The following is a 7497-nucleotide window of genomic DNA, read 5'->3' as shown; positions in this document are numbered from 1 at the left end:
CAGAGAACAATATTGGTAACGGAATTTTCCTTCTACTATTAACTGTATTTCCCATTTTCTTGTATTTCAAAAACGAATTCATCCTTTTAGCTTTCTTAAAACTAAGAAAACAAGATTTTGAAGGCGCAAAAAAATGGTTGTCCTTCATCAAAAAACCAGAATCAGCCTTAGTTAAAAAGCAACAAGGGTATTTTAATTACCTACACGGTATCATGCTTTCGCAAACAAATATCAACCAAGCTGAGAAATATTTCAAAAAAGCGATTGAACTAGGTTTATCAATGGATATGGACTTAGCGGTAGCTAAATTAAATCTAGCTGGTGTTGCCATGTCAAGAAGAAGAAAACTAGAAGCAACAACCTTATTAAATGAGGCAAAAAGGCTCGACAAACAAAACATGTTGAAAGAACAGATCACGATGATGAAAGATCAAATGAAAAAAATATAATTAGAAAAGGGCAAAATGATATCATTTTGCCCTTTTTTCATTTACTAACTTTCCTTTTATTAAAAAGGATCAAAACCCGCTTAACGGAATTTCGATTATATATTTTTTACGTGAATCGTTTTCCAGTCGAATACTCCTTAACCAAGGATTGTATATTTTTAAGGTCTTATAGTTAATTCCTTGCGCCTTTGCAAAAGTTACAAGATTAGCAATAGAACGATTTACCACCACCTTTTTAGTTGGAATCATCGTGTATTTATCTTTGGCAGCAACTTCAAATCCAAATTTTTCAGGATTATTCATTATTTCCTTCAAAGCCATAATCCTAAAGAGATAACGCCCAGTCTCTTCATTCATATACAAATCGTAGTAGCTGGTTTCTTTTTGAAAATCAAGTAAATTTTGCACTCCTACTAACCCTCTATTGTACGAAGCAGCGGCTAAAGTCCAGGAACCAAACTTAGCTTTAGCATTTAATAAAAAGTCACATGCCGCTTGGGTCGCTTTAGCTAAATGATACCTTTCATCTATATTATCATTCACTTCTAGCCCCATATCTCGTCCTGTTTGTGGCATGAATTGCCAAACACCGCGAGCACCCGCTTTTGAAACCACATTAACTAAACCGCTTTCGATAACCGCTAAATATTTAAAATCATCAGGAACGCCATTCTTTTTCAGAATTGGTTCAATTACAGGAAAAGATCGGTTGGCACGTTTTAAGGCCAAAATCGTATACGAATGATAATTCTTATTTACGATCAATTCACGATCAAATCGCTCTTTCACATCTTCTACTTCTAATGGAGCTTGTTCCCCTGCAAAATTTATAGTCGCAGGAAAGTAGTCTGCTAATTTTTCTTTTTTTACTTCGACCTTGACCGCTTTGTACGGCTCAGCCTTTTGGCATGCAACCACAAAAATCACCAATCCAACCACAACCACCAATCTACTTTTTAACATTTTACTTTTTTTCATTTTTATCTCCACCTTCTCATTGGGCACTATTTATTCCTAACTCAGGATAATATCGGGTAAATTTTCATTTAACCATTTGTATTTACTTAAAATCATAATGTGCGTCCCTCCTTTTACAATCGTACAATTAGCGATATATTTAATCGGAAAAACATCGTCTAAATCTCCGTGAATATGAACAACACTTTCGTCGATTACTTCTCGATCCCAAAGTACCACCTTTTCGACAGCCCACTCCAGATAGCCTATATCACGTACCGATAAGAACTTTTCATATAACTTAATTCGTTGGTTAATTTTTTCGCCAAAAGAAAATTTCGCCAAATTCTCAATGTTAAGGATCAAACTCATTGGGATTAATTTATACGCCTTGGTGGTTTTAGCAATTTTTAGCCTACGAGGAAACTCTGAATTCGACCGCACACTAGAAATAATAATCACCTTTCTTGCTTTAATATGCTTGGCCATTTCTTGGACTAAAATACCCCCAAAGGAAACCCCCACCAAAACTGGCATTTCATGGGTAATTTTGTCCGCAATCCTTTTTGCATACTCCGTTAGAGATTCTTTGGGTAACGGAATCTCCCATTCCAGTAAATGCATTTCAAATACTTCTTTTGAAAGTTCAATTCTCTCAAATATAGCTGAACTTGCCGCTAAACCGGGCATAAAATAAACATGGATTTTATTCATAATCTTTCGCTCTTTTCGGGCTTTAGTGGAACTTTTTGCAGCAATTTTGTGTAAAAATAATTCTTTTATTACATCTTAGCTCACTATCAAATAGATATTAGCAATTAAATTGCACTACGGTTTTTTATTACTACAATTGTTTAGTGTTTACACCCAAATGTTCTTCCGTTTTGGTACCGTCTAGCTTTACAGCAAAAGGTCGTATTGCAAGCTCATAATGTTACTCTAAAACAATTTGATATTGATAATCAAAATGATACCTTTGTAAGGAAGCGTTGCGCTTTTAAAAAAGAAAAATAACAAAACGAAACGATAACGCAACCGATCGAATCGTTCCAGCAGAGAAGGCAATAGATATAAAGTAAATTAGCTAGTAGTAATCCAACTTTATGGGAAAGCAAATAAATCATATGCACCAAATTAAAATGGAAATCAAAGACAACACATTCGCCCGACAGTTTGAAACAACAATTGAAGAGGAACTTATTTCGATAGAATATTCCTTTCAAGAGAAGAAAATATTTCTAACCAAAATTAATACGCCTGAGACTTTCACAAACGAAGCTTTCATTGACGCTTTCCTAAAAGCAATAATGGAAGATGCAGAAGAACGCAAACTTAAAGTAGTCCCAATCCTTCCTAGAATAGTAGTATTCTTCAAAAAGAATCCAATTTATAAAGAGCTTTTGCCACCAGGAATTCGCTTATAAAAAAGAAAAGAGCATTTGATACCAAATCAAATGCTCTTTTTTATATATTGAAAAATTTCTATTATTTTTCGATTTCTCGCATGCTTTCCATTTTCTTATTAGCTAAGAAGCCAGTAATATCCTCAAAGTGCTCGATAACTCTTTTATTTTTAAATTCAAAAACTTTAGTCGCTAAACCATCTAAGAAATCCCTATCGTGTGACACTAATATTAGCGTTCCATCAAAATCTCTTAGAGCGTCTTTAATGATATCTTTAGTCTTCATGTCCAAGTGATTCGAAGGCTCATCCAGTATTAAAAGATTTACGGGTTCTAGCAACAATTTTATCATTGCCAAACGCGTTTTTTCTCCTCCTGATAGCACTTTCACTTTTTTAGTAATGTCATCACCATGAAACATAAAAGCACCTAGGATATTCTTAATTTGCGTTCGTACATCACCTACAGCAATATCATCGATAGTTTCGAAGATTGTTGCGTTTTCATCCAATAAAGAGGCTTGATTTTGAGCAAAATACCCAATTTGAGCATTGTGACCAATTTCTAAAACACCACCATCAATTTGTAATTCTTTCATAATTGCTTTGATCATGGTCGATTTACCTTCTCCGTTTTTACCCACAAAAGCTACTTTTTCACCTCTTTCAATAACGATATTTGCATTTTTAAAAACTACATGATCACCGTAAGCCTTATCCAATTCTTTTACAATAACAGGATATTGTCCTGAACGTGCTGCAGCAGGGAATTTCAATTTCAATGCCGAGTTATCCACCTCATCTACTTGAACAATTACAAGTTTTTCAAGCATCTTTACACGAGATTGTACCGCATCCGTTTTAGAGAATGTCCCTTTAAATCGATCAATAAAGGTTCTATTGTCAGCAATCATGCGCTGTTGCTCATCGTATGCTTTTTGCTGATGCATACGGCGGTCTTTACGCAATTCTAGGTAATGAGAGTATTTCGCTTTATAATCGTAAATACGTCCCATTGTAACCTCAATGGTACGATTAGTAATATTATCTACAAACGCTCTATCGTGCGAAATAACTACCACTGCTTTTGCTTCATTGATCAAAAACTCCTCTAACCATTGAATACTTTCGATATCCATGTGGTTGGTTGGCTCATCAAGCAAAATCAAGTCTGGTTTTTGTAAAAGAATTTTAGCTAATTCGATACGCATTCTCCATCCTCCTGAAAACTCCGAAGTTTGGCGTGTAAAATCTTCTCTTTCGAAACCAAGACCAGTCAATATCTTCTCTACTTCAGCCTCGTAATTAACCTCTTCGATTGCGTAGTATTTCTCACTTAAATCGGATACTCTTTCGATTAACTTCATATAAGCATCACTTTCGTAATCTGTACGAATCGTTAATTGCTCATTAATTTCATCAATCTCCGCTTTCATACCTAAAATTTCGCCAAATGCTTTTGAAGTTTCCTCCATTACAGTTGCACCGTCGGTGGTAAGCAAGTGTTGTGGCAAATAAGCTACTACGGCTTCCTTAGGCGCAGATACACTTCCGGTTGAAGGCTTAGATTGACCCGCAATGATTTTTAATAGTGTCGATTTTCCGGCACCATTTTTTCCCATTAGGGCAATTTTATCATTTTCATTTATTGCAAAAGAAACATCGCTAAAAAGCGTTGTGCCACCAAAATTTACTGAAATATCGTTAACTGTAATCATTATAATGTGAATTTGAAGATTCGGCCTTTAATTGAAACTAAACCGAGGTATTTAAAAAAATGCAAAGATAGCGTAAATAACTAGTTTTTTGACATAAAAAAAAGCTTCTAGAAACGAGTCCAATCACTAGTTTCTAGAAGCTCTATCAATTATAAATCATCAATTACTCTGGGTGCTTATTGATCGAATTCCAAATATGAGCATTTTCTACTCCTATGTCCAATGGATTAAAGACAGGATCTTTTCCCGCTTTCTTTTGCTTCTCGTAATCTTTTAAGGCTAATAAAGCCGGTTTTTGCAACAGTATAATGGCAATAATATTAAACCAAGCCATCAATCCTACTCCTAGATCACCAATATCCCAAGCTAATTTAGCTTGATTGATAGAACCATACATAATAACAAGCATCATAACCACTTTTAAAACATGGTTATAAATAGGTGAACTAAAGTTTCTAGTTAGATATGAAATATTAGTCTCAGCTATATAGTAATAAGCCAAAATAGTGGTGAAGGCAAAAAAGAATAGCGCTATTGCAACAAAGTAAGAACCAAAACCAGGTAAAACACTATCCATAGCAGATTGCGTAAACCCAGGTCCTACAGAAACATTCTCAGCACCATTGTACAAAAACTCCGAAGCTCCATTAGAACCAAAAGCTGGATTTTGCACATTGTACTTTCCTGTAATTAACAACATAAAACCAGTAGCAGAACATACTAATAAGGTATCTATATAAACCGAAAAAGACTGTACCAATCCTTGCTTGGTAGGATGCGAAACATTAGCAGCAGCTGCAATGTGTGGAGCAGTTCCTTGGCCCGCTTCGTTAGAATATATTCCTCTTTTAACCCCCCATTGAATCGCTAAACCAAATACAGCTCCAAAACCAGCTTCCATATTGAAAGCGCTTTTAAATACCAAGGCTACAACTCCTGGCAATTGATCAAAATCGATTGCAATAATAACCAAGACAATCAAAATGTATCCTATCGCCATAATAGGAACTATAAATTCAGTGAATTTAGCAATACGTTTTACACCACCAAAAACGATAGCTCCAAAAATAGCTGCTACAATCAGACCCGAAACCCAAGTATCCAATTGAAAAGCATTCTGAATTCCGTCAGCTACTGAATTCGCTTGTACTCCTGGTAATAGTAATCCTGCTGAAATAACCGAAACAACGGCAAACAAAATTCCAAACCATTTTACTCCTAATCCTCTTTCTATATAAAATGCAGGACCTCCTCGAAACTGTCCTAGGTGTTTTTCTTTATAAATTTGTGCCAATGTTGCCTCTACAAATGCGGTACTAGCGCCCAAGAAAGCCACCATCCACATCCAAAACATCGCTCCCGGACCACCAAAAGCAATTGCTGTTGCAACACCAGCGATATTTCCTGTACCTACTCTACCCGCAAGGGACATTGCTAAAGCTTGAAAAGAAGAAACTCCAGACTCTGAACTTTTACCATCAAATAATAATCGGAACATTTCTTTGATATGACGCAATTGTAAAAAACGTGTTCTAATAGAAAAATACAATCCTGTTCCTAAACACAAAACAATTAAAGCATTACTCCATACTATACCATTCAATACTCCAATAATCTCTTCCATAAATAAATTTTAAATTAATAATTATTAAAAAATCAGCAAAAAGTAATTTTTCCCAATTTTATTTTATAAAAATAGCACTAAATAAAAGAAAAAACTACAAAACAGAATAAAAACAAAGCATCACAGCTAAACTCTTAAATATAAATACTATTCCTAAAAACGAGATATTTTAAACAATACCTATTTTTTTAAGACTTTTAAAAAACAATAGCCTTACTAATAACTAGAGAGTGACACAACACCATAAAAAAACTGCCGTACAATTTCAATACGGCAGTTTCGATATATTTATTACAAAAGGGAACAATTATTCCTTTCTCCATTTTTTAGTTTCCTCAAAAACATGCTCTAAAATAGCGGCTTCTTGCTCGTCAAACTCCATATTACGGCGACTCATAACAATTCGAGCGGTTTCAAAAGCTTTTTTAGTTATGTAAGTGGTAAAGCCCGAAGCTCCTCCCCATGAAAAACTAGGAACAAAATTGCGAGGAAAACCACTTCCAAAAATATTAGCACTCACCCCAATTACGGTTCCGGTATTAAACATCGTATTGATTCCACATTTACTGTGATCTCCCATCATTAATCCACAAAACTGCAACCCTGTTTTAGCAAATCCTTCTTTTTCATAACTCCATAATTTTACTTCTTCGTAATTATTTTTAAGATTCGAATTATTACTGTCTGCACCAATGTTACACCATTCACCTAAAACTGCATTTCCTAAAAATCCATCGTGCCCTTTGTTAGAATAAGCCGAGATTACAGAATTATTAACCTCTCCCCCTACTCTCGAATGCTGACCAACAGTTGTTGCACCATAAATTTTGGTAGCCAATTTAACCACAGCATGATCGCATAACGCAAAAGGACCTCTAATTACAGAACCTTCCATAATCTCGGCATCTTTACCAATATAGATAGGACCTGTACTTGCATTTAGCGTAACAAACTCCAACTTAGCGCCTGCTTCAATAAAAATATTTTCGGGTGCAATTACATTTACCGATGCTGGAATGGACTGCGAAACCCTGTCAGCGGTTATAAAATCAAAATCTTGTTGGATTGCCTCAGCATTCTTTGAAAAAATATCCCAAGTATTCATAACTGTTATAGCTTCTCCTTCATATTCCAAAATTTGATAATCATCAAAATCGACTCCTTCTTGATCTTCGGTAGTATAAAAAGCCACCACATCTTCACCTTTAAAGATGGCTTGGTTTACACCTAAATCACAAATCATATCAACCAAAACAGGTGTCGGCAAAAAAGAAGCATTGATCATGACATTTTCCTCTAATTCAACCATCGGATACTTATCTGATAAATATTCCTCAGTTAAAGTGG

General features: G+C 35.1%; 7 protein-coding genes. 2 read left to right on the top strand and 5 right to left on the bottom strand.

What is annotated here, in order from left to right; all coding sequences use genetic code 11:
- Positions 1 to 449, top strand: a 449-nt coding sequence (locus P8M54_RS12575; RefSeq protein WP_300288259.1) for a DUF2892 domain-containing protein, incomplete at its 5' end; no start/stop codon positions are given.
- Between the two features lie 69 nt (positions 450 to 518).
- Here the strand turns inward: P8M54_RS12575 and P8M54_RS12570 are convergent.
- Both P8M54_RS12570 and P8M54_RS12565 read right to left on the bottom strand, forming a co-directional pair.
- The gene (locus tag P8M54_RS12570; RefSeq protein ID WP_300288258.1) at positions 519 to 1427 is read right to left on the bottom strand and encodes a lytic transglycosylase domain-containing protein; all 909 of its coding nucleotides are present in this window, start codon (positions 1425 to 1427) and stop codon (positions 519 to 521) included.
- A gap of 36 nt (positions 1428 to 1463) precedes the next feature.
- On the bottom strand, positions 1464 to 2120 hold the full coding sequence (locus P8M54_RS12565; protein WP_300288257.1) for an alpha/beta hydrolase: 657 nt from the start codon (positions 2118 to 2120) through the stop codon (positions 1464 to 1466).
- Positions 2121 to 2545: 425 nt separating this feature from the next.
- On the opposite strand from P8M54_RS12565, the gene P8M54_RS12560 reads away from it, so the two are divergent.
- Positions 2546 to 2830, top strand: a complete 285-nt coding sequence (locus P8M54_RS12560) for an N-acetyltransferase (protein WP_300288260.1) — start codon at positions 2546 to 2548, stop codon at positions 2828 to 2830.
- A 61-nt stretch (positions 2831 to 2891) separates the two neighbouring features.
- On the opposite strand, the gene abc-f is transcribed toward P8M54_RS12560, so the two are convergent.
- The 3 genes from abc-f to P8M54_RS12545 form a co-directional block, all read right to left on the bottom strand.
- Positions 2892 to 4526 (bottom strand): ribosomal protection-like ABC-F family protein, encoded by a 1635-nt coding sequence (gene abc-f, locus P8M54_RS12555; protein WP_300288256.1) that lies wholly within the window; start codon positions 4524 to 4526, stop codon positions 2892 to 2894.
- 163 nt (positions 4527 to 4689) lie between these two features.
- Positions 4690 to 6150: an alanine/glycine:cation symporter family protein gene (locus P8M54_RS12550; RefSeq protein WP_300288255.1), complete on the bottom strand. Its 1461-nt coding sequence runs from the start codon at positions 6148 to 6150 to the stop codon at positions 4690 to 4692.
- A gap of 307 nt (positions 6151 to 6457) precedes the next feature.
- Positions 6458 to 7497 (bottom strand): putative sugar nucleotidyl transferase (locus P8M54_RS12545; RefSeq protein ID WP_300288254.1); only part of this gene is annotated, 1040 nt, incomplete at its 5' end.

Origin of the sequence: Flavobacterium sp., assembly GCF_029242675.1 — a bacterium.
Classification (GTDB): domain Bacteria; phylum Bacteroidota; class Bacteroidia; order Flavobacteriales; family Flavobacteriaceae; genus Flavobacterium.
Note: the sequence above shows the minus strand (reverse complement) of the source record. Positions and strands in the feature narration are given on the sequence as shown.

Bases quoted from the DNA above. Each gene is read 5' to 3' on its own strand.
- P8M54_RS12560 (WP_300288260.1), top strand. From the start codon at position 2,546: ATGGAAATCAAAGACAACACATTCGCCCGACAGTTTGAAACAACAATT.
- P8M54_RS12565 (WP_300288257.1), bottom strand. From the start codon at position 2,120: ATGAATAAAATCCATGTTTATTTTATGCCCGGTTTAGCGGCAAGTTCA.
- abc-f (WP_300288256.1), bottom strand. From the start codon at position 4,526: ATGATTACAGTTAACGATATTTCAGTAAATTTTGGTGGCACAACGCTT.
- P8M54_RS12550 (WP_300288255.1), bottom strand. From the start codon at position 6,150: ATGGAAGAGATTATTGGAGTATTGAATGGTATAGTATGGAGTAATGCT.
- P8M54_RS12570 (WP_300288258.1), bottom strand. From the start codon at position 1,427: ATGAAAAAAAGTAAAATGTTAAAAAGTAGATTGGTGGTTGTGGTTGGA.